At 44.0% G+C, this 23473-nt stretch carries 17 protein-coding genes; all 17 read right to left on the reverse strand.

Going from position 1 to position 23473, the window contains the following annotated elements; genetic code table 11:
* Positions 1-9: 9 nt before the first annotated feature.
* Entirely contained in the window at positions 10-2790 is a 2781-nt protein-coding gene (gene ileS / locus M0R36_01610) for an isoleucine--tRNA ligase (GenBank protein ID MCK9554508.1), read from the reverse strand.
* A 71-nt stretch (positions 2791-2861) separates the two neighbouring features.
* On the reverse strand, positions 2862-3143 hold the full coding sequence (locus M0R36_01615) for a DUF167 domain-containing protein (protein ID MCK9554509.1): 282 nt from the start codon (positions 3141-3143) through the stop codon (positions 2862-2864).
* Positions 3140-3988, reverse strand: coding sequence for a YggT family protein (locus tag M0R36_01620; GenBank protein MCK9554510.1), 849 nt, complete (start codon positions 3986-3988; stop codon positions 3140-3142). Before M0R36_01620 ends, M0R36_01615 begins: the two co-directional genes overlap by 4 nt.
* A gap of 16 nt (positions 3989-4004) precedes the next feature.
* Positions 4005-4796, reverse strand: a complete 792-nt coding sequence (gene proC, locus M0R36_01625; protein ID MCK9554511.1) for a pyrroline-5-carboxylate reductase — start codon at positions 4794-4796, stop codon at positions 4005-4007.
* A 10-nt stretch (positions 4797-4806) separates the two neighbouring features.
* On the reverse strand, positions 4807-5472 hold the full coding sequence (locus M0R36_01630; protein MCK9554512.1) for a YggS family pyridoxal phosphate-dependent enzyme: 666 nt from the start codon (positions 5470-5472) through the stop codon (positions 4807-4809).
* A gap of 43 nt (positions 5473-5515) precedes the next feature.
* On the reverse strand, positions 5516-7033 hold the full coding sequence (locus tag M0R36_01635; protein MCK9554513.1) for a radical SAM protein: 1518 nt from the start codon (positions 7031-7033) through the stop codon (positions 5516-5518).
* Positions 7034-7036: 3 nt separating this feature from the next.
* Complete coding sequence (locus M0R36_01640; protein MCK9554514.1) at positions 7037-8134, reverse strand: PilT/PilU family type 4a pilus ATPase; 1098 nt, start codon at positions 8132-8134, stop codon at positions 7037-7039.
* A 122-nt stretch (positions 8135-8256) separates the two neighbouring features.
* Complete coding sequence (locus tag M0R36_01645; protein ID MCK9554515.1) at positions 8257-8613, reverse strand: PilZ domain-containing protein; 357 nt, start codon at positions 8611-8613, stop codon at positions 8257-8259.
* Between the two features lie 130 nt (positions 8614-8743).
* The gene (locus M0R36_01650) at positions 8744-9772 is read right to left on the reverse strand and encodes a LacI family transcriptional regulator (protein MCK9554516.1); all 1029 of its coding nucleotides are present in this window, start codon (positions 9770-9772) and stop codon (positions 8744-8746) included.
* 6 nt (positions 9773-9778) lie between these two features.
* Positions 9779-12667 carry a malectin domain-containing carbohydrate-binding protein gene (locus tag M0R36_01655; protein MCK9554517.1) on the reverse strand — a complete coding sequence of 963 codons (2889 nt, stop codon included), beginning with the start codon at positions 12665-12667 and terminating at the stop codon, positions 9779-9781.
* Positions 12668-12669: 2 nt separating this feature from the next.
* Entirely contained in the window at positions 12670-15069 is a 2400-nt protein-coding gene (locus M0R36_01660) for a beta-galactosidase (protein MCK9554518.1), read from the reverse strand.
* A gap of 5 nt (positions 15070-15074) precedes the next feature.
* A complete protein-coding gene (locus tag M0R36_01665; protein MCK9554519.1) occupies positions 15075-15266 on the reverse strand; it encodes a hypothetical protein in 192 nt (63 codons plus the stop codon).
* 4 nt (positions 15267-15270) lie between these two features.
* Positions 15271-17799: a hypothetical protein gene (locus M0R36_01670; GenBank protein ID MCK9554520.1), complete on the reverse strand. Its 2529-nt coding sequence runs from the start codon at positions 17797-17799 to the stop codon at positions 15271-15273.
* A 31-nt stretch (positions 17800-17830) separates the two neighbouring features.
* Positions 17831-19282, reverse strand: coding sequence for a hypothetical protein (locus M0R36_01675; GenBank protein MCK9554521.1), 1452 nt, complete (start codon positions 19280-19282; stop codon positions 17831-17833).
* Positions 19283-19337: 55 nt separating this feature from the next.
* Positions 19338-19901 carry a hypothetical protein gene (locus tag M0R36_01680; GenBank protein ID MCK9554522.1) on the reverse strand — a complete coding sequence of 188 codons (564 nt, stop codon included), beginning with the start codon at positions 19899-19901 and terminating at the stop codon, positions 19338-19340.
* A 33-nt stretch (positions 19902-19934) separates the two neighbouring features.
* On the reverse strand, positions 19935-20501 hold the full coding sequence (locus tag M0R36_01685; GenBank protein MCK9554523.1) for a hypothetical protein: 567 nt from the start codon (positions 20499-20501) through the stop codon (positions 19935-19937).
* 164 nt (positions 20502-20665) lie between these two features.
* The gene (locus M0R36_01690; protein ID MCK9554524.1) at positions 20666-23470 is read right to left on the reverse strand and encodes a hypothetical protein; all 2805 of its coding nucleotides are present in this window, start codon (positions 23468-23470) and stop codon (positions 20666-20668) included.
* Positions 23471-23473 lie beyond the last annotated feature (3 nt).

Consider the following 23473-nt stretch of genomic DNA (forward strand, 5'->3'; position numbering starts at 1 on the left):
AATAAATGTTTAGTCGCCTGTTATAACCTTAAAGCACCTTTCACATATTTCCGGATGTTCTTTTACTGTTCCGACTGTTTTGCTGTAGTTCCAGCATCTGACACATTTTAAACCTTCCGCCTTCTCGATTTTCACTTCCAGCCCTTTTATATCCCCCGCTTTAGAGCCCTTTCTTTCACTGAAGCCTTTTACTTCCACTTCGGAAACTATGAAAACCATCTTCAGCACATCGAGATAATCGCGCAGAACACGTTCCAGCTCTTTATCTTCAGCATATAATACCGCTTTTGCCTGAAGAGAATTGCCAATCAGCTTATCTTTCCTCATCTCCTCAAGTAATTTATCGACTTCCGCCTTAACATTTATCAGTTTTGTCCAATCAGACTCGATTTCCCCGTTTATCCATTCCGGATCATACGCCGGCCAGTTGTTCATATGAACGCTGGGGTGTTTATCGGCAACATCGATATATCCCCACACTTCTTCACAGGTAAATGAAAGAATCGGCGCAAGAACCATAGAAAGACTGACGAGAATTTCATACATTACCGTCTGAGATGAACGTCGTTCCGCCGAATCTGATTTGAAAGTGTACATCCTGTCTTTAAGAATATCAAGATAAAAAGAACTCATATCAACAGCGCAAAAATTATGGACCTGATGATAAACCCGGCAAAAATCAAAATTGTCATAAGCGAGCGCTGAATTTTGAATAAGCGCGGCAAGCCTGTTCAATGCCCACTTGTCAACAGGCGTGAGTTTCCTGTAATCCACCCTGTCCGACAAGATATTAAAATCGGAAATATTGCCCAGTAAATAGCGGAATGTGTTCCTGATTCTTCTATAGGAATCAGATATCTGCTTGAGGATATGCTCGGACAGGGCGACATCCATCGTATAATCGACTGACGAAACCCAAAGCCGCAGGATATCGGCGCCGCGTTCTTCTATGACTTTTAAGGGGTCAACAACATTCCCCAGTGATTTTGACATTTTCCTTCCTTCTTCATCTATGGTAAAACCGTGTGTCAGCACTGTTTTATAAGGCGAATTTCCATAAAGCGCTCCGGCAGTCAGCAATGAACTCTGAAACCATCCCCTGTGCTGGTCGGAACCTTCAAGGTAAAGATCCGCGGGGTAATCAAGTTCTTTGCGTTGTTTAATAACAGCCGTATGGCTTACTCCGGATTCAAACCAGACATCAAGGATATCCTGCTCTTTAACAAATTCCCCGGAACCGCATTCACATCTGGTATTTTCAGGAAGAAGTTTGCCGGCATCCCACTCAAACCAGATATCACAACCTCCGTTTTTTCTCATCAGTGAAGTGACATGGTTGATTACTTTTTTTGACAATACGGCCTTCCTGCATTTTTTGCAGTAAAAAACAGGGATAGGGACACCCCAGTATCTCTGGCGTGACAGACACCAGTCAGGCCTGTTTTCCAGCATAGATGATATTCTGTTCTGTCCGTACGCGGGCAGCCATTTTACGTTTTTTACATAATCAAGCGTCTTCTTCCGCAAATCCTTATGGTCCACATTGACAAACCACTGTTCCGTAGCCCTGAAAATGACCGGGCCTTTGCACCTCCAGCAGTGAGGATACGAATGTTCAACCTCTTCAGACAGGACCAGAACATTCTTTTCTCTCATCAACTCTATGATATCTTTATTCGCGCTGAACACATTTTTACCGGCAAAATGCTTTACCCCTTTGTCAAAACATCCCTTTTCGTCAACGGGAGAATATATATCAAGCCCGTATCTTAACCCTGTAACATAATCTTCCTGTCCGTGGCCCGGCGCGGTATGCACACATCCGGTTCCCTGTTCAAGAGTCACATAATCGGCAAGAACAACATCCGAATCCCTGTCTATGAATGGATGTTTTGCTTTTTTGCCTTCAAGTTCAACCCCTTTAAAAGTCTTAATTAATCCGGGAGCCAAACCGGTTTTCCTGAAGAATGCATCCGAGAGTTCGGTTGCTATAATCCAGATTTCTTTACCCGCTTCATACGCCCCGTATGAAAAAGACGGATGTAAAGCTATTGCCAGGTTCGCCGGCAAAGTCCAGGGAGTGGTTGTCCAGATAACAAAATACACGTCTTTTTTTACGCCTATGAATTCGGAAACCTGCCTGTCCGCTTTAAATTTAACAAAAACCGAAGGAGATTTCTTATCGGAATATTCCACTTCCGCTTCAGCCAGGGCAGTTTCACATTTTCCGCACCAGTAAATCGGTTTTAAGCCTTTATAAACATAACCTTTGTCAGCCAATTCGGCAAATGAATCGAGAATGCTCGTTTCATATTCGGGATCAAGCGTGTAATACGGGTGATTCCAGTCTCCGAAAACTCCGAGACGCTGAAACTGGCCGGACTGGATTTCGGCAAAATTCACGGCGTACGCGCGGGCCTTTTTCCTGAATTCCGCCTGAGAAATTTCATTTTTTGATATGCCCAGATTCTTAAACAACTGATGTTCGACAGGCAGCCCATGGCAGTCCCATCCGGGCACGTAGGGGCTTCTGAATCCTCTCATGCTTTTATACTTAACGATTATATCCTTTAATATTTTATTAAGGGCGTGCCCGAGATGAATATCGCCGTTCGCGTAAGGAGGACCGTCGTGCAGGATAAAAGCAGGCTTTTCCCTCAAGCCGGAAAGCACCTCATTGTATATATCCAGTTTGTTCCATTTTTGAAGGATATCAGGTTCTTTTTTCGACAAACCCGCCTTCATGGGAAAGTCTGTTTTGGGAAGATTAACTGTATTTTTATATTCCATAATTATAAACCCTGTATTGAACTGCGAATATTATCATCACAAATTTTAAAAGTCAACACAAAAAAGGGTAATTACAGGAGTGATTTCAACAGGTTTTCATTCACTGTTTTAATAATTATTTTCTTGTTGGAACAAGCTCTGCCTCTGACAATTACAACATATTTTCTGGAAAGCCCGAGTCTTTTTGCTATCAGCGCCGTCAATTCATCATTTGCCCTGCCTTCAACGGGCGGAGATTTAAGGCATATTTTAAGTTTTTCACCCAGGACACCCGCAATTGACGATTTGGAAGAGCGCGTCACAATTTTAGCTTCAATCAAAAAACCATCGGCCGTCTTTTTATAATAAGTCATATGGCACCGTGCGCAAGCAGCATAAGCTTTTGCAGGAGCCCTGTTATAATCCATATCACAAATATCGCCGCCATAGGCGAAAAATCTATCGGGCCCGCGAACAAGCCGAACTTCCTGAAAATGGAAAGATACGGCTCAGTCACGTTAAAAAGAAAAGCAAAAAGAAGGTTCTGGTACGATACAATAAACCATGAAACGATTATCCTGATAAAAATAAGCGCGGTGTAAATCCTGAAAATCTTTATTATATCCGCTATGGTCGAAATCAGGGCTCCGTATACAGAAGCGGCATTAAAAGCAAATCTTCCCGTTTCGAAGGAAAAGAAACTATTTATGATAAGAAGTTTAAAAATAAAAAATATAATAAGAACGGACAAAAAAGCCGATACAGCCTTTGCGGAATCTTTTTCAAAATATCTGCCTGAAATCCTGGCGATAGGCTGTATAAGGTCTTTAAGTATCCTTGAAATGTTATCATAGGCATTTCTGAAACTTTCGATACAATACAACGCCGAAGACACAAAATATATTATAAAGAAAAAAGAAACCGCGCCGTTAAACCCTCTTGTTATCACAGCGGCGGCGGACGGACTGCCCCCGGAATAAGACACGGTTTTCATCTCCGCAATAAGCCAGAGTATTTTCAGCAGAAAGACCATGATCATGGCGAAAAGAGGCAGCAGCCTTGATAACCGGTTAAACAGCATATGCCTGACAAACCTGATAACCGGATCCGTTATCTTAACCAGAAAACCAAACGCCGGATTGAAGTACATCTGTCCTGTAAAAGGTATAATAAACCTCAGGAAAAGAATAAAGCAATATGCATCAAATATTGTTTCCATATTTTTATACGCCGGTTTATTTATTGACGGTTTTCGCCAGTTTACCGCTTTTAATTTTTGCCGCCCGGACAGCCTTTTTTATTATCTCCCCGAACTTTTCATTCTGAAAAACCTTCAGCGCCTCTTCCGTAGCGCCGCCCCTGGATGTGACATTCGCCCTGAGTTCGGAAAGCTTCCGGGCGCCGGAGCACATCATATTCGCCGCGCCCGCAAAAGTTTTCTTAACAAGCAGTTCACCCGTTTTTAAAGGCAGGCCCGCTTTAACGGCAGCCTTTATAAGTTCTTCGGCGAACAGGAACACATAAGCCGGACCGCTTCCGCTGACAGCGGTTACCGCGTCCATATCTTTCTCCTCGACCATGACACAATCGCCTATCTTCAGAAATATATTCTTCGCCTTTTTCAAGTCGGCATCTCCCGCATACTTGCCTTTGCATATCGCGGTCATGCCCATGCCCACCAAAGCCGGCGTATTCGGCATAGCCCTTATAACCGGGACCGTCCCCAGCGCTTTTTCCAGGGCAGCGGTTTTTATTCCGGCGGCTATGGATATGACAGTCTTCTTTTTTAAGCCCGTTTTTGAAAGGGAAACCAGCGCGCTATTTATTTCCTGAGGCTTTACGCAAAGGATAATAACATCCGCTTCGCCCATCTTCCCGTTTTCACACGTGTGGACAGCCGAACCGAATTTTTTCGATACTTTCTTTGCTTTTAAGACATCTTTATCATAAATAACAAGGCTGCAACCCTTCAATCGGCTGATAATAGCCTGTCCCATATTTCCGGTCCCTATAATCCCGATTTTCATTTATTATCTCCTATTTGAATATTGCGGTCCCTATCCTGACCATATTCGACCCCTCCTGAATAGCTATTTCGTAGTCCTGGCTCATCCCCATTGACAAATACTTCATCGGGAATACAGCGCATAATCCTTCAAAATATTCTTTTGTCCGTCTGAACAGAGGCCTGAGGTCGTCAGGGTTTTCAGACAAAGGAGCCATGGCCATAAGCCCTGAAACCGTTACGTTTCTAAATGACAAAATTTCGTTAAAACAACCTGTCAGTTCATCAGGGGTAAATCCGAATTTGCTCTTTTCGCCGGAAGTATTGACCTCCAGCAGTATTGCCTGCTTTATCCCCGCAGAAAAGCTTCTTTTGTCGATTTCTTTAACCAGCTTAAATGAGTCAACGGATTGAATAATATCAAATAATCCAACCGCATCTTTCGCTTTCCTTGATTGAAGGTGGCCTATCATATGCAGGTCCATACCTTCAGGCAAAAGCGGTTTTTTTTCAAGAACTTCATCTATCCTGTTTTCCCCGAAAACCCTGTGTCCCAAACCGAATAATTCCATCATCCTGTCCGCGCTGACCTTTTTTGAAACGGCGACAAGGGTTATATCGTCCGCGCTTCTTCCCGTCCCTGCCGCGGACAAAGCAATCCTCTCTTTAACTTCCAGATAATTTTCAGACAGACTCATAAGTGGAATTATAATGCATTTAATATAAAATTACAAACCGGTATCATTTCAAATATAACATTTTATCTTTTTCCTCTGATAATAATCTCCCGCCATAGGAAGAAACAATATTAGCCCAGGGAAGGGATTCCCCGGGTTTGTATTCTCTTGAAGCAATCTTTTCGGCATCTCCGGCGCTGATCCTTCCGCCTTTAATAAATTCTGTCATCTCCTTCCCGCTCCTTGAAAGAGCGCCCTGAACAAGAGAAATCCTGATATCTTCGAAAGAAATGTTTTTAAGTCTCAATTTTTTTAATATATCAAGCATGTCACCGCGTGTTTTCACAAGCCCGGCGCGGGACATCATCCCAGACCACTGGAAAGGAGTGTGCGGTTTAGGGACAAACGCGGAGAAACCGACGGATATATTCACGATTTCGGCGGCTCTTTTAACAAAATCGCGCAAAAAATCAATTCCGTCTCCGAAGGGAAACCCGAACATAAAGTACAGTTTGACAGACTCAATGCCGGATTGGCGGCACTTTTCCAGGCTTTCAAAAAATACACTGTTATCAAAATTTTTATTCAGCCTGAGACGCTTTTCGGGATCGGGAGTTTCGGGAGCAACCGTTACCTGTTTTATCCCGCCTTTCACAAAAAGTTCCAGGATACGGGGATTTAATTTGTCCACGCGGGCGCTGGAAACGGAAAAAACGGCTTTTTCGCTTACAAGGGACTCCATTATCTCTTCAATATCCGGATGATCAAGCACCGACGGGGCCAAAAGCCCTATTTTTTGACCCTTTCTTGCGCCTTCAAGGGCATCCGCTATTATATGTTCCTTAAGCCTGAACCTGCTTTTCCCGCATAACCATTTAATAAGACAAAACCTGCAGTTCCAATTGCAGCCTCTTGCCACTTCGACCAGCCACATATTAAACTGCGCCTTCGGGGAAATAAAACAGGAACATAAATTGCGGAGGCCGGAAATATCAGCTTTCCGCAATTCACATTTTTTTCCCGGGTCAGCCAGCGGGACAAAACATCCGTCAATTCCGGAAAGGGCGGAAAGGACATCTTTTCTCTTTTTCCCTTTTGAATTTAAAATTTCCTCATAAATACCGTAACCGTTATCCTCAAAATCCCCTATCCAGAAAGCATCGACAATTTCACTCAAAGGCCCCGGATTCATTGAAACGCATATACCTCCCGCGGTTATCAGGGGGTCCTTATCCGTCCTGTTTTTTGACAACAGCGGGATCTTAGCGCTCTCAAGTATTTTTATCATCTCAAAGTACTGCAATTCGAAACTTAAAGAGAATGAAATAACATTGAAATCAGATAAACGGGCGCCGCTTTCAAACGAATACCCTCTTGAGGGGTTTGAAAACGCCCGTTCGCACCTTATATTATTATGAAAGTTGAGGTAACGGTATACTAACTGGAAACCGAGACTGCTCATGCCGGCGGGATAATCCCCCGGATAGACCAGAGCGACAGACAAATCACCATATTTTTTGGCGGGAAGACCTGTTTCGGAATCGAGAAATTTCCTGTTGTCGGATAATTCTTTCCAGGGCATAACTTATGAATCGTCCATGATACGGTTTGATTCATCAAGGTAAATTCCCTGAAGGTTCATCTTGAGCATTTCGGGCGAATCTGATTTTGCAAGACCTTCCTCAACAGTAATCTTTTTCGATTTTATCAAATCAAACAGCGACTGGTTGAAAGTCTGCATACCGTCATCGCGCCCTATCTCAATGGCATCCGGTATCTTATTAAGTTTATTCTGGATTACGAGTTTCTGAACCGTCTTATTATTCAATAATATCTCTACGGCGGGGATAACGCCTGTCCCGTCCGGAGTCTTTATCAACCTCTGGCAGACAACCGCCTTTAAATTAAAAGCAAGCTGCTGCCTTACCTGATCCCTTTCATTTGAAGGGAAAAGATCCATTATCCTGCCGAATGCCTGTGAGGCGTTCGCGGTGTGCAGTGTGCTAAGGACAAGGTGGCCCGTATCGGAAGCGCCCACCGCCGCGGTAAAGCTGTCGGCATCACGCATTTCCCCGATAAGTATCACATCCGGGTCCTGGCGAAGAACATTTTTCAACGCAGTGGAAAAGTTTTTGGTATCCAGTCCGACTTCCCTCTGGTTGATAACACTTTCCCTGTCGGCATGAAGATATTCTATAGGGTCTTCCAGCGTAACTATATGGCGGCGCTCATTGGAATTAATATAATTGACCACTGCCGCCAGAGTAGTTGACTTTCCGCTTGAACTTGCCCCGCAAACTAAAATGATGCCCCTCTGGAAAAGCGAAATCTGCTCAAGAACTTTCGGCAGCCCAAGCTGTTCAAAAGAAAGAATATCCGTCCGGACATGCCTCATTACAATACCTATACTTCCGCGCTGATAAAATATGTTTGTCCTGAACCTCCCGACCGCATTCTCACTGTAGGCAAAGTCAACTTCATGCTCCTCCATAAGTTTGTTCCATTGACCCTCTGTGGTAATAGACCTGGCGATATTCATGGTATCTTCAGGTTTCAAAACATCATAACCTGTTATCACTATCTGCCTGTTGATTCTCATTATGGGGGGCCTCTTGACCTTTATATGGACATCCGAAGCTCCCTTTGTTACAGCTTCTTTGAGAAGTTCTTTCACATCTATCATCAGCAATCTCCTTTTTACCGCAAAACCGCGACGCACCAATATTTTAAATCAATAGTCCGATTCTAACAACAAAAAAAGGGGCGGATCCAAAATAGACCCGCCCCTTGTATATATAAAAAGCCTTATTGCTTTGTAAAATCGGAAATCTTCTTTTTCGCGGCATCATCTATATCAAGAAAATACAAAGCCGTGACAAACCTTTTGCGGCCCCTGTCGGATTTGCGGCGCGCGGGCGTAGAACGGACCACCACACCCGAACAGCTGATAGAAGACTCATCCTCTCTCTCAGGAAGCAAAAACTCAATCTTCATTTCGCTAAGTTCGGGTAATTGTTTATTCAAAAGACAGCTCAAACCCGAAGTGGTAATATCTATCGCTTCAGCGACGACATCGGAGTCGCTCAACTGCAGCGAAAAATCTTTATCACTTCTTGGTTCGCGCCTTCTTTCACACTCATTTATATTAAAGTTCTCGTCCATAATAACTCGCTTATTAGATAACATACTACCACAACAATGTCAAGTTACCAAGAGAAAAAACTTGTAAAAAAAACCCTATAATTGTTTTTTTAACAATGATTGTTTCAACCTGTATGCAGGCAGTATATTTTTATTTCTGCGCGGCGGGCGCGCATGAATCACGTTCTATAAGCTCTGTCTGCAATATCTTTGAAACAGGCGCCGTTAATTTACCTTCCACGACGTATATCAGCATCTGGGCCGCGATTTTCCCTATCTCGTAAATAGGCTGCCTTACGGTCGTAAGCGGCGGGTTAACATATCTGGAAAGCCTTATATCGTCAAAACCGACAATGGAAATATCTTCAGGACAGCTCAGCCCTTTATCTTTCACCGCCTGAAGCGCGCCTACCGCCATTTCATCATCCGCGCAAAAAATAGCGGTAATACCATTGTGGTCCGAAAGAAGGTCATGAGCCGCAAGATATCCTTCTTTCTCGGTAAAATTCCCGGTTTTAATCAACAGTTTATCGGGTTTAATCCCGTTCTTCTTCAGCGCTTTTGTATATCCGGCAAACCTGTCATTCGCATTCCTTGAATCTTCTGGACCTTTGATAAACGCTATTTTCCTGTGCCCTTTTCCCAAAAGGTAATTTACCACGTTATAAGCGCCTTTTTCGTTATCACAATCGACAAAATTCGTTTTTGCTTTGTTTCCGGAATAATTATTTACAAGTATCCACGGAATATCACTATTCTCAAAAACAGCTATTAATTCATCGTGTATCCTTGTTCCCACAAGCAAGGCTCCGTCAATCGCGCTCGGCTTGCTTACTTCCGAAACATCAAGCCCTTTTGTCGTTTCGCTCAAAAGCACTATTTTAAGTTCATACCCGAGTTTGCGCGCGGATTCTATGGCCCCGATAATGATTCCGGTAAAATAATCACTGCTGAAAGCCGACGCTCTGGAAGGCATACACAAACCCAATACCTTGGTTCTTCTCGTACTGAGGCTTCTCGCGGTCTGATCAGGAGAGTAATTGCATTTCTTGATAATCTCGAATATCTTTCTTCTTGTCTCTTCCCTGACCTGATTACGCGTGGCGGAATTAATAGCCCTTGATATAGTAGCTACCGAAACCCCCGCCTGTTTTGCGATATCCCTTATTGTAACAGCCATAATCTGTCACTTAACCGCCAGTTTCTTCTCAAACTGGATTCTGTTAAGTCCCTCCCTGATATATTTGTTTTTCATAAAGCTTTCCCATATCAGCCGGCTTCTGTAATTCTCTATAGCAAGTATAAGCGGCCCCTGGTCTATCCCGATAACTTCCTGCGCGACATAACCGTTGTCAAGATTAAAACTGTCCCAGAAACCATATCCCCCTTCATATTCATCTTTCCAGGCCAGCCTTTCGCCATCCCCGCTTTTCAGCCCATAATAATACCTCAGGGCTTCCATAACCTCACCGGGCAGGAAAGGAAGAGAAGAACCGGCTCCATACGGCGGCATCGTGCCGTCGCCGGGATCATCCCATCCGTCTCCTTTGGGCATAGCGCCTACGACAAGGTAACCGCTTTTGCTGGCACAGGCAGAAAGGCCCCAGCTGTTTTCCCCGAATGATTTGAACTTATCTTTCTTGTCGATGCAGTAAAGACGGGCTGCTTTCGTCGCCTCAACCGTATTCTTATGCCAGTCAATAGCCGAATTCTGCAAGCCGAACTTAGCGGGATTGTCTTTTCCAAGCAGCGCAAAATCTATCCAGCAATGGGCAAACTGATAAGTGAACGTGCATCCGCTCCAGCTGTAAACGAAAAATCCCGTAGGCTCATAACCTTCTGTCTTGGGCTGATATCTTCCCATATATCTTTTCCATGAATAGAAAGCCGCGGGGTCTATCCTGTGCTCCTCCAGCGGAGCCGAAATTCCGAGGACAGTGCATATTATGCTTTCATCTGTATAGAAATCCCATGCCGAATGAAATGTCCCGCTTCCGCTGATATTGTTCGGATCCGACGGTTTCCACGCCATAAATATCATATTCCTGTTTTTGTCGAGAGCGGCCTTCCAGTTCGCCTCTTCTATCATCTTATCCGCTTCTTCCTTTATTTCTCCCCCGAAATATTCACCGGCTGTAATCACTCCCATTAAAAGCAGGCCCGAATCAATTGTGGACATTACTTTTTCGTAACCCTCTTTTGAAGGGCCTCCGTCAAAATCAAGATAATGGAAATAAAGGCCGAACTTTTTCGGGCCGCTGTTAAGTGTCCTGAGTATAGTCAATACCCTTTTCTCGATAACATCTCTCGGCAGGTATTCTCTCTCAGCCGCGACAACCATTGCCGAAAGCCCGAAACCGACTGAGGCCACACTGACAAAATTCGCGCCTGTCTTATCCTTTATCAGGCCCGTAACCTGGTCGGCCTCATCCCAGAAAAACCTGAAACCCGCGCGCTGGACCATATCCAGGAATTCGTCATCTGAAAATTTTTCAACTTTTACGGCAGCCGCGCCGGACTTTTCGCTCTCATTCAATGAAGCGTCAAGGACCGAAACATAATACGAGTAATTGTCTCCCGTTTTAACATCCCTGTCTTTGAAAAGCTCCACACCTACCGGTTTCTCATTCAATTTTTTCAGGGTTTTTCCGCTATCGGATGAGCGATAAACGTTATAACCTATCACATCATTCTCAGGCGCGGCGTCCCAGATTATAAAGACCCTGTCCTCCCTGTCATCCGCCTTCGATATATTAACTTCTTCAGGCGGGATGCCGTCGGTTTCAAAAGGTTCGATTTTCAGGAAAGAAATGACCGGCAGGCCGTATTTGACGCCCGATTTAATATTAAGCTGCCCGTCTTCAACCCTGGTAATAAATTCATCCGTAAACAATTTATATCTGCCCGCGCGGGCAAATATATCCAGATCGTTCAAAACCCTTCTGTTTTCGACATATACGCTGAAATTTCTCTTAAAAATCCTCTCGCAATCCGGTTCCACAAACCCAAAAGTCAGCTTGTAGATACCATTAGGAACATCATATATATATTCATCAAACCCTTCCCTGATCGTAAGGGCGGGCCCGGCCGGGCCGGTTTTGATTTCTCTCGGGACGCCTCCCGCATAACCTCTGCCGGAAGCTATATTATAACTTTCATCTTTCAGATATTTTTCACCGTTTTCATCCTCAACTTCCTCTCCTCCGCAATTAACCAGTATGATAAGATCCCCCGCTGTATATTCACGGGGAGAACCTTCAACAGGTTCGGAAGTTTCGCTCTCATTGCCAAAAACATCAACCGCTTTTAAGGAATAAAAATAAGTTTTCCCGTTTTCAACATTTTTATCGACATACGCGCCGGCGGAAATCAAATCTTCGCTTATTTTTTCAAACGGACCTTCCTGAACATCGGCCCTGAATATGCAGTACCCGTCAATATCAATCTCCTTATTAGGCGGCCACAGGAGTCCGACCGCCGAATCCCTGTTGAAAACCGCAGGCTGTTCAGGATGAACGGGCGGAACGGCATCCGGCGGGATGCTTTCAACATATAAAGCGGAAATCTTCGCGTTATCAACGGATGCCCTCGATGATATATTCAGCTGTCCGTCCATTACTTTAACGGCAAACTGAACCGTCACTGCTTTGTCTTTCCCGTAACCCGAAACAATATCCAGATCTTTTATCGCGTCCTTACCTTCCACTTCTATATCAAAAACCCTCTTTCCGGGTTCTTCGAAATAAAACTCGGTAAAATAAAAAGTTATAAGATAAACTCCTTTGGGAACATCAAACCTGTATTCGCTAAAACCCCATCTTTCGGATTGGAACAGGGGAAGGTCTTTGGTGCCTTCGATGAAATTCTGTGAAACCGCGTGATTTCCGCCGGAATACCCGAAGCCGAAATTCTCCTGGTAGGGTAAATCCATCTCGAATTTTCTACCGTCAACGGCTGTATAATCTTTTCCGCCGCAATTAATGCCTTTACGGTAAACATCATCAGAAAAAACAGATGAAGATAATATCATTACGGATAACAAACACATCAGTGCGATTCTGTAAACTCTGGTCATCTTTATCCTCCGCGCGTTATTTTTATATTAAACGATTCCACAGGTTCCGTTATTATTACTCTTGCCGTCCCCTCTCTTACGGATATTTCTGATTTAACGGAACAGGCCGCTTCATAATTCCCGGGTAAAGCCAATTCCACAACCGGATTTGTGTTGCCTTCACACGAAAAACACACCCGGACATCTGAGTTTTCTTTCTTAACTTCTGTCACCTCAGATGTGGAAAATCTTATCTTTATGCCGTTTTTTATATCTTTTTCCACCGGGCACATAATTCCCGAGTGGGCTTTAATATTAACCACGCCCATATCGTATTCTTCCGTATCTGATATCACTTTTAAATCCGATGATACATCCAGAGGCGAATAATTCAGTAAAAACAGGATCTTTTCCTTCCCGTTTTCCCGTAACACCGTTATAAGCTCGGGGTTGGAAGAAGAAACTTTCAGCAAATCCCGCTCATCTTCGCAAAACCTTTTCACAACATCAAGATGTTCCGAAGTCTGGTATCCGAAGAAAGCGCCTAACACCGACGCTTTTCCCGAACCGCATTTGACTTCAAGCCCGCAGCATCTGTCCGTTCCCGTAAGAACAGCTATTTTCTTATGTTCTTTTTCGGAATCAAGTTCAACAACGGCTCCTTCAACATTAATATCCGGGATACCAAGCACATCCATTCTCGGTATCTTATAATCTTTCGCCACTTTCTGTGTTATGCCCAGCCCATCCTGCAGAACAGTGCACTTCTCAAGATTTTCCCCAAGATAAGGCGCCATCGGGAAAATTACCGCGTTTCCGCCTTCATTAATATATTCCAGGATCTTTTTCTGCGCCTGTTCAGACATAAAATCAAGAGAAAATACCCATAGCTTTTTATATTTCAGGATATCCGCAGTTTCAGACCTGTCCGGCATGATTATCTCAAAGGGAATATTAAGTAATCTCAATATTTTTAAAAGTGTCTCAAAGTAGAATTTTTCCCTTACATATTTTAAGTCGTAAAGCAATCCGGCATCGGAAGGGTGAAACCGTTTTTCCCCTCCGAAAAGCGGATAGAAAAACTCAGTAGAGTAATACTGCGGATAAAAGACAATGCCTATTTTCGCGTCAATAGAGCTTTCAACCAGTGTTTTTCCGTTTTCCCCGAGCCAATTGCCCAGATATTTGCAATCCTGATACAGGGGGTTCTCTGCCGCGTTTATGTCCAGACAGTTCTCCCAGTAAAATAAACGGCTGTAAGCCCCTCTTCCGGGAGGGTTCTCACCCTGGCAGAACATATAATAGTTCATACCTTTCAGCCCGTTCGCAAAACACGCTTTATAGAAAAGTTTTAACTCATTATGGAATGTCCTGACGTTATGTTCCCTTGTTCCCGCCTGCAATTCGGCCCCGAACAACGGATATTGCCTTTTCTGCAGGGCTTCCACCATCTGATTGATAATATAATCGTCATGGAAATTAGTGAATGTAACACGCTCCGGTATGTGGTCAACGCCGAGTATTATATCTTCGGGCAGGCCGGTATAGGTCGATATACATACGGGAAACTCTATGGCCCTGCCGAAGACCCATCCGGGAACATTATGATATAAAGTCAAATCTATATCGTAATTCCTGATTTCATTATAAAGATGCGAGAGATACCTGTTATAGTAGGCTCTATGATATGAATGATAGTCAGTCCATCTGACAAAATCCAAACGGGATTTAACTTTTCCGGCCGGAGGCTCGACTTCATCGAAGCTTTTATAAGAGGAAGCATAATCCTCATTAAGTTTTCTGATATTCTTATACCTGTCTTTCAGGAAATCCCTGAAATACCTGATACTGACATCCGAATAATCCCCCTGCCCCGACAGCCATTGATGGATTCCCACCTCATTGCAGACCTGCAGCAGCCCGACAGGGCCTCCTCTGCCGACCTGGGCATTTTTTATAAGAGGCATAATTTTATCATACCATTTTTTCACATATTCAAGATAAACGGGATGCATAAGTGTTATATATCTGTTATTTATAACGTTTCCGGCTTCATTTCTGGCCAGCACTTCCTCATGGGAGTCTATAAACCAGTCAGGGATCCCCTGGTCAAGAAATTCCGCCATAATCACAGGGCCGGGTTTTAATGTCATATACAGGCCCGCGGCCTTGACTTCATCTATAAAACCCGCGATATCCCTTTCCGGAACAGTATTGCCGGTAAAATCGAATTTCCCTTCCTCATACTCATGCCACGACCAGGGTAAATAGGTCGATACGGCGTTTAATCCCGCGTCTTTCATCTTTTTCAAAAAGACCGGCCACCGGCTCCTCTTAAGCCGGAAATAATGCATTTCTCCGGAATTGAGGAACCCGCGCTTTCCGTCTATGACAAACTGGTCTTTTTTTATTTCTATTCCCATTAAACCTACCTCTTGAATATAACCAGAGATTCGATGCCGAGATACACAAAGAAAATACCGATAACAAATATCAGGAACCTGTTCAGGGGAAACTGGAAACTCCCGACCTTAAGGAAACTGCTTAATGCAATCACGATTCCAAGACCTGCAAGCAGTATCCCTTTCATAATTTTTAATTTCGGGTTTTTCCAATTCATATTTTTACTTCCTCTTTGATTTAATCCTTATTAACGCCATTATTATCACAACCGCTATCAGCAGTATAATCACCGCGTTTTTTATGCTGTCCGCGTCGGACAGGCATTTTGATTTCAGCGATGAAAACATCGAAGATATTTTTTTGCCGAGGGATAAAACTGTTTTACCCTCAGCGGGAACTCCAGTTTTTGTAATCTTATAAGAAATTTCTTCGACCGGCCGGGCTGAAACCCTGTTTTTGAAGCCTGCCCGCGCCAGACCGTTGACGATATAGGGGCTCCTCATAAAATATTTCCATATAAGGCCCGAACGGTAATTCTCTATAGCCAGCAGGGTAATGCCTTCACCTAAACCGTAATAGCGGTGCGACCACCATTCTTCGTCCAGATTAAAGGAATCCCCGAGGCCGTATACTCCCCATAACCTCGGATATTTTCTCTGGAAAAACCTTAAAGCCTGCAGGGAAAGTTTAGGCGTAAACGGGATTGAACCCGCGGGGCCTGAAGGGGAAATAGTCCCGTCATAAATAGGCAATCCGGAACCGCACGGAGGCGTTCCGTGTTCCATAGTATAATTTCCCCCGTTTTTAATCGAAAAAGACGTTACACCCCAGCTGTCAGGCCCGTAAGTGGAGAATTCGGACATGTGATCTACACAGAATTGCCTGTTGGTGATAGTGGCGTCAACGGAGTTTTGAAACCAATCTGTATCCTCTCTGTCGACAATACCCTTGAAATCAAACCATGCATGGGCATACTGATATGAGAAGAGCCCGCCATGCCATGAATATATGAATTCATTGCCGTCTTTATATCTTCCTTTCCTTCTTGTCCAGGAATAAAAACTTTCCGGAGGAACGCTGTGTTCTTTTGAACCCAACGCAAGGATATTCACAAGCATTATTTCATCTGAATAAAAATCCCAGTAATAATCGGTCAGCCGCCCGCCTTTGCCGCCTTCAGGCCGCCATCCGTGATAAAAATTAAGGTAATGCCCGTAGGCGTCTTCCTCATCGAGATTTATAAACCTGTCCCATTCGACTTTATCTACAATCAAATTTCCTTTTTCCATTACTTCCCCGCCGAAATACTCGCCGGCGGTGATGATACCGCACAAAAATATCGCCGTGTCTATCGTCGAAACTTCGCTTCTGCCGTCCCTTTTGCCGCTCCCGAGCTTAATAAAGTGATAATAAAAACCATATTCTCCTTCGACATCATTTAAGAATGTATCCAGTATTCTCAGACACCTTTTCTCCGCTTCTTCCCTTTCCACCCAGTCTCTCTCAACGCCGATGCAATAAGCGCTTAAACAGAAGCCCACATTCGCTATATTACAATAATCATGACCTGTCGCGTCTTTTACCAAACCGGAACTTTCATCTACCTCGTTCCAGAAATAATCAAACGATGCTTTGCTCACCGCATCCAGAAATTCGTCATCGGTAAGCTCCCTGACCCTGCAGTCAGGAACAGCCTGGGGCATATAAGTAAATTTACCCTCTATGCTTTCCGCAGCGGCCCTGAAAGAATACAGGTTACTGCCGCTCAATGTGATAGTATCTATTTTTACGCCATAGGCTTTATCTTCGGTATTATAATCGGTTCCGAAAACCTGCCACACTTTGCCGTCATCAGAAAATTCAAACTTTATGTTTTCAAGTATGGCATCCTTTAAGCTTGATTCCGCCGCAACCGTTATTATATCGCCGTTTTTTATGATATCGCCTTTTCTCATAAGCTGTCCGTTAACTCTCAGCGAACCGGCAAACGGAGCGCCGGGTTCCGATTTGGAATCATAGCTTTTGGCGCCTGAATTCACTTTACCGAATACAATATTATCAACGAATAATATTCCATTAGGATTTCCATTTTTACTTTCTATAACAAATACTATCTCGTTAATCCTGCTGAAATCCCTTATGTTGCCGAAATTACTCAATGGGATTATAACCTTTTTCCATTCCGTGGAAATTCCGCCCGGAACATAACCATGGATGTACACAGCGGACGTATAATCTTTATTCCATATAAATTTGCCGTCGCTGTCAGTATCCTCGTGAAGCTCAAGTTTGATCTTATCAAACCCGTAACGGCTCTTAATCCAGAAAGAGAGGTAATCATAACCTGTCAGGTCTGCGGAGAGAAAACATGTATTATCGTTAGGATAAGGCCTGCCCAGTTTCATCCAGAAATAACTATATGTATCGTAAGCGCTTACGTCATAGTCCAACTGCAAAGACGCCCCCCTGTTGCCGAAAACATCGGTTCCCTTAATATCAAGTTCCTTTTCTGCGGCCGAAAGTTCGTCCGGCAGATTGTATTTCAGAGTTACCCTGCAAGTGCCCGGCTCTTCAAGGTCTCCGCCATAGATCCCGCCCAGATTATTGACCATTATTCCCCTGTTAAAATCATCTACCAGGAGAACTTTATTCGCGGAATCAGCATCCGCAAAGCACAAGACGCCGCAGGCAACCAGGTTAAAAAGAAAACTAACAGAGAAAATTTTTATATATTTCAAAACCAATCTCACTTTCCCCCCCTTTTATTTGGAAAATCCAATCCTATTTAAGGCCGTTTTCTATATCGTTCAACAAGGTAACAGCGCCCTTTGATATATCATCTTCGGCAAACCTTTTTTGTATAACGCCGCCATTCAAATAATTATTTATCGCAAGCAATATCAAAGACTGCTCTTCCGCGGAATATATATAAGCTACCTTTTTGCCCGATACATCAACGGAGGAATAAAAGCCATATTCCCCGTACACCTCAAAATCCTTTGCGATTTTCCTGACATTCTTTACGGCCTTTTCAGGAATATACATAAGAGCCGAAACAGCCGCCAAAGGCGACAGGAGATCAGCATCATAATTATGAACCGCGAGTTTCCCAATCCCCTGTATTACCCTGCTGCCCGCGCAATCGTAACACCCGGAGACGCCCCAGTATCCGCCGTCAAAAGGAGATTTTTCCTGGCACAGCGCATACGCATAAGCGTTTTTCCAGAGTTTCCCTTCCAATATATTTTTCTCATTTATAAAAACAGCGGGCGTGGAAGCCTCACACATAGCTCCGCTCCATCCGGGCATAACATTTTCACATTTGTCCGATTTCCGGGGAAAACTTCTGAGTGTCGACAGCCAGCATTCTTTTCCGACATCATATTTTCCTGTGGCTATAAAATCAAGAAGCCTCGATTCGGTAAATAGGATCTCATATTCCTGCTCCGTGTATTTCTCTGTGTCAGAATAAAAACCGCCATAAAAACGGCCGGTATCTTCATTCAGGAAAAAAGAAAAATCCATTTTCAATATCATCTCCTGGCAATTGTCGTACAATTCGCGGGGGAATGTGTTTCTTATGACAATCAGCGCCGCGGCAAAAAAAGCGTTGTCAAGGCTGGATATGAGATCATCCGCTTTCTCGCCGCTTGTGTGGTCGTAATATTTGTACAGGAAACCGTAATAATGCTCGAAATATCCAACGCTTTTAAGTGTTGATTTAAGCCTCAGGACGGCATTCTCTTTTTTGATAAAACCAAGGTCATAGGCGCTGACAACCGAAACCAGATACAACGCTATATCTCTCGCTGAAGTATACCCGGCTATAAAACACCCTTCTCCTTTATTCCGCCCGGCGCCGAGCTTAATGAAACTGACCGGGCACTGGGTCCCTTTATTCACCAGATTATCAAAATAAAGCCATGTATCCCCGGCGAGAGACTTCAGAAACTGCTTGTCATCGTCAGGAAAAGTTTTTTTAACGACTTTACGGGAAGGAAACCCTCTCAGGTCTTTTATCCTGTCGAGGATTTCCTTCTCCGGTGGCAATTTGCCGAAACGCGGATCGCTTTTAAGACAGCCGGTTTCCGAGAATTCCAGCTTTTTTACAGCCGTCACATCCAGGACGTCGGCGCTCAATCGCTCATCCGCGCCGGAAATACCCGGATATAACAGAGCAAAGAGGGCAATCAACAAAGGAGTAGTTTTGGCTTTTCTGTAAACACATTTCATCCGGAAACCGTCCTTTTTTATATCCCCATTCTATGGTTACGATTAAAAAGACCGGTTATTCCGCGTTTACATCATCTAAGTAAATTATTCCCGATTTCGTATCCGCTATCCTGTCTTCAAACACAATCACTAACTCCTGACAATTTTCAAGGCTCGGCAGGTTAAATGCTTCCAGCGGAATTGTAAACATCTGCCATTTGTCGTTTATGCCGGTTAAGTAGTACGCTCCGACACCGTCCGGTGTTTTAAGCTCCACTTTAAACCTCGTTGTATAACCGGCGGCAGAATCGCCTTTAACCCATAGATTTAACGTTTTATAAGGCGACAGGTTAAGGCCGTTCAACTTCATCCAGAAACCGTTAAACGCGGGATTCGGCGAATCAACATCATATTTCAGTTTCATCGAAAAACCTTTTTCCCCGTGTTTAACAACATCGTCAAATGACTCTACGCATGTCTGTGTGTTGTCTACGGGGTCTTTATCCCACGCGCCAAAATCACCGCCTACATTGTTCGGTTTTGTTCCGCTGTTAAAATCCGCAAGGACTTTCTGCGCGGCATAGGCAGGAAGGCTTAGCGTCACCAACGCTATCACAACAGCAAATAATACTTTCTTCATCTCTTACTCCTTTCCTCTTTTTACCCCCACAATTTATTCTACAGAAATATCATCTATATATATAGTCCCGTCTTTATCGGTAGCAACCTGGTCTTCAAAAACAACTACGAACTCCGTGCAGCTGTCAAGGCTGGCAAGCCCGAAACTCGAAAGAGGTATGGAAATTTTCTGCCAGTCCGAATTAATTCCGGTTACATAGTATTTACCTACGCCATCCGGCGTTTTAAGTTCAATTTTAAATCTTTCAGTATACCCTCTGGAAGGATCGCCTTTCACCCAAAGGTTCAGCGTCTGATACTGTGAAAGGTTCATATTATTAAGCTTCATCCAGAAACCGTTAAACGCCGCATTGGGCGAATCAACATCATAATCGAGTTTTAAAGAGCATCCGCTGTTCCCGTTTTTCACCATATTGTCAAACGATTCCCGGCAGGTCTGTGTGCTGTCTTGAGGATCTTTGTCCCACGCGCCGAGGCCGCCGCCCACATTATTAGGCGAAGAACCGCTATTAAAATCGGCAAGTACAGTTTCCGCGGAAGCGCTTAAAGGCAGGATTACAACGGCAAGTAAAGCAATTACATAAACAATAAGATTTCTCATTTCCCCTCCTTTTCCCCCTCATTTTCCAAAAACCAACGCTACATCCAGTTTCACTATTGACAAATGTAACAATGTGTGTAAACGGTTACATTTTTGCGCAAAAAAAAACCAAACCTACTATAAATATAATACTATTTCAGGATTTGTCAAGGCGATTATTTCCTTTATTCTAATATCACCTCTATAAAAACTTTTTTATCTTTCAGAGGTTTTATGAAGCGCTCTCTATGCTCTTTGCCGTTTACCATAACCTTCTTAACTTTCCTAACAGCTTTCCCCGTAGGATTTTGCACATTTATTACATAGTCCGAGCCTTTAAATTCAGTATAAAATTTTACATCTTTCCAGCTCTCTCCCGCCGGAATTTTCGGATCTATGGTAATACCGTCAACATAAGCCCTGAAACCTATCACATACCTTTCAAAAATAATACGCGCCCATACGGCTGAACCGGTCAGGAGAGGATATTCGCCACGCCCGCTTATGCGCCCATTGTCCTCCGAAACCCAGTATTCCGGCAGAAAAGGCGGTATTTTAGCCTCGGTCTGCTCGTGGTTCAACGGGTTAATGCCGTCCCAGGTCCTGAATGCTTCTCCGGGTTTCCCCATCAGCATCATAGCGTATATCCAGAACAGGTTCGCGTGATTGAAAACAGCATTGTTTTCCTTTGTTCCGGGAGCAAAACCTGTCAAGCGCCCTATCATGGGGTCAAATTCCCTGTAAGGAGGATAATTTAACTTAAGGCCGCCGACGCTCCTGTCACTAAGGTATTTATTAACCGATTTAATTACTTTTTCGGCCCTTTGCCTGTCGGCTACACCGGAAATAATCGAAAAAGACTGGGGCATAAGGTTGATTTCGAATTTATTCCCGCCGAATTTTGTATCAACCGGCTTCCCGTCCCTGTAAAAATAACCTGTGTAATATTCTCCGTTCCATGCCTTTTTATTTATAATATTTTTTAATATCGTTTCTTTTTTCCCGAGATCTTCGATAAGCGTATCTACGGGAATCCTGATTTTTTTTCCTGTTACCCCGGAATCGACTTTTCCGACAAAATCATCAAGGATTTTTTTTCTCTCACCGGAGCTGGAAGTGTTTTTCCCTAAAAGAATCTTTATTTCCTCCATTAATTCCACTTCGGAAACTGATTTTTTATCTTTCAGCTTCTGAAGGTAACCTGCTATATCTTTGAGGTTCTGGACATTGCCCATGGTAAAAGTAACGCTTTCTCCCCAAAGCTGGTCCATGCCGTCATTCCAATCGGCGCGTTTAATGGACAGAAGCCCGTTTTTACCGCAATCATAAAACATAGTGAGGTTCTGGACCAGAATATGCTCGAGAACCGTGCCTAAAACTTTTCTCCGTTTTTTATCTTTCGCGAAACCCGCAACATTTTCGGCCCAATTCTTATCAACAGAACCGCCTCTGTTCAGATATAAATCTTTGAAATACGGAACCCTTTTTCTCAGGCAATAATCTATCTGCCCTATATAATCCACGAAAAGCAGCACTGTCTGGGCAGTCCAGTAGGGATGGTCGCACCAGAGCCCGTTAACCTTATCGGAGCCGAATTTCCCGGTCCTCGCGAAAAATCTTGTGGCATTTGTGCCGTCAAGCCTTATGCCGGAAAGAGTATCCAGCAGCTGGGTTTCAGCGCTTTCGGCATCCACCAGGATAGCTCCTATCATATCCTGCCAGATTTCTCTCCACCCGCTGAAGTCGGTGCCGTAATCGAACTCAGGGTGCCCTGTGTTTCCAAACCAGCGCCGCATAGAAAGCTGGTAATACCACCACTTATTCCAGGAAATATTGAAATCGCGGCTGCGCGTTTCAATCTTCTTCCGGTTTATATTCTCATCCCAGAATTTTTTTACCTTATTTAATTCTTCAACCGCGTTTTTATAAGTATTTTTCCTGATTGACACATCTGATTCTTTTTCCGTAATCCCGATACCGTTCTGCACGACAAAATATTTTTTCTCGCCGGGTTTCAGGGTTACGCGTGAAAACTGGACAGCGCCCACAGCCTCTTCGCCGATCATCTCATATTTCGGAGGAAGATCCGCCAGGATACTAAGAGGCTCGGCCCATCTTTGATGGGGGCCCAGAAAAGACTCCCTGTCCGTATAATAACGGTCGGGCCTTTTGCCCGTATCCGAGACAGCGCTCATAAAATATGTTATATCGCTTTTCTTCGAACGCCCTTCCACCCATTCTATGCCCGGCTTTATTTTAATCGAGCCTTTTTTGCCGTCGCACACCGCCTTATTATACAGGCGGACAACATCCCTGTGATATTCAACATAATGCCTGCTGCCTCCGAACACAGGAACGGCGCAGATAAGATCTATCTCTTTCTTTTTTCCGCCTGTGTTTTCAATCTCGACTATCCAGTATTCGGCCTTATCTTTCAACGGGATAAAAACTTCTATTTTTCCCTTCAATCCCAGTCTTTTCGATTCGTTCCCGATAGAAGCAAACCCCATTCCGAAAGTTGATGTGAAGGCATCGGGTTCTATCGTCCTCTGCGGGGCATAATTCACGCACCAGCAGGATTTATCATCTCTTGAGCGCACCCATACGAACCGGCCCTGGTCTTTAGGAAAATAATGCCCGTCAAATTCGCCGAACATGCGCGTGTAATCAATGCCGAAATAACCTCTCAGGAAATGGTCACAGATGCTGTAACACTGCGTTCCTGTGGCAAGCATATGCACAAAAGGCAAAGGCAGGTTATGCGACTGCTCCATAACACAATTACCCTGAGCGTCAAAAAACCAGAATTTTTTCCCTTTTCGTGTTTCCCCCAGCAAATTATCGGAAACATACCTTTCGGTGACCAGGTTGCCTGAACTGTCTATCCACGCTTTTTTAACCGAAGGGCCAAGAGGGATTTTATCCGTTATTTTCAAATCCGATGAGGACGGTTTTTTGCCGTCTGAATAAGACAATTTCCTGTTTTTCATTCT

Source organism: bacterium (assembly GCA_023228325.1).
Classification (GTDB): Bacteria; Auribacterota; UBA6266; order UBA6266; family UBA6266; genus UBA6266.